General features: G+C 43.3%; 1 protein-coding gene and 1 pseudogene. Both read right to left on the bottom strand.

Annotated elements, in window-relative coordinates; translation table 11 throughout:
• Positions 1-498, bottom strand: a 498-nt coding sequence (locus ACS8FD_RS15665; RefSeq protein ID WP_439276529.1) for an aminotransferase class V-fold PLP-dependent enzyme, incomplete at its 3' end; no start/stop codon positions are given.
• A gap of 138 nt (positions 499-636) precedes the next feature.
• Positions 637-1186: pseudogene (locus tag ACS8FD_RS15660) on the bottom strand (hypothetical protein); the annotation flags it as partial.

Here is a 1186-nt window from a genome sequence, read left to right as displayed (position 1 = left end):
TAGACCGTGAATGGTTTCATTAGCACAGTAATGAAAATAAGCCGCATCTTTGCTCAGATTCCAATCGCTTTGGGTTGGCACATCGGTAAAGTTACTGTCTTTGCCAGTTGCGACCAAATTAACCTTACCGAGGCCTAGATTCGCATAACGCTGCGCCTCTTTGATGGCTTTGCCTGACCATGCACCGGTAGTCAGATAGTCACCGCGTCCTCCATTCAATAGGTTCAATGGAATCGCTGAAAACTGTAAGCTGGCACCACCTTGCAAAAATAGCACCTTATAGTTATCTGGAATATCCATCAATGCGCGCAATTTCGCCTCTGCTTTTTCGGTAATCGCGACATATTCTTTGCTACGGTGGCTCACCTCCATGACTGACATACCGCGGCCTTGCCAATCAAGCAGCTCACTTTGCGCACGCTCTAGCACTGCGGTCGGTATAGTGGCGGGTCCAGCTGAAAAGTTAGGTACACGGTTAGAAGCGGCTTTACTGGTCATAATCCATATCCTTGATATGATGAAATCATCGTTGTTATATCATCGTTATTATATAGTTTTAACAGCTAGTTTTTTAAACGTCAGCTTTAAAACCCCTTTAGTCTTATCTCTATTTTTAATAGCCATTGCGGTAAACACTTAACTCTGACTTGATAACTGTTCCCAAAGCTGACGCTTAAGGTTACTATCAGCGAGCATCTCATCCAAGGTAGCTAAAGCGGTAAGATTAGGATGCTCAAGGCCTTCAGGCAGTGTGGTTAATGAGATAATTTTTATCTCTTCACTACGGCCAATCTTAAACACATATCCCGCAAAACTAGCATTGGCAAGCTCGGCAGTCTCCATACCTTCACATATCGGAAACGACGTTGTTTCACAAGTGATTGACAATGCTTGCGTGATATTTTGCCATAGCTTTTCGCTGTCATTGTTGAGTGCTTGAATATCAACCAAAATTACCCAATCGCCATAGCGACCACCTTGCAAGTCAAATGGTGCTACCTTTTTAAGGCTATTATCATTATTGGTTTCGGCAATATTATTTTGATTGATAGACGTAATGGAAGTTGTCGTAACTGTTTCTATTAAAGGGGCAACCGCTTGCTCAACGTTTTGTGATATTTGTTGTAAACTATCTTCAGAGTCGCTGGCGCTTGGAGAGTGCGCTGCATGGCTTGTCGTACTGTCA

This window comes from Psychrobacter sp. 1U2 (assembly GCF_051847575.1).
This window is presented reverse-complemented; position numbering and strand designations above follow the sequence as displayed.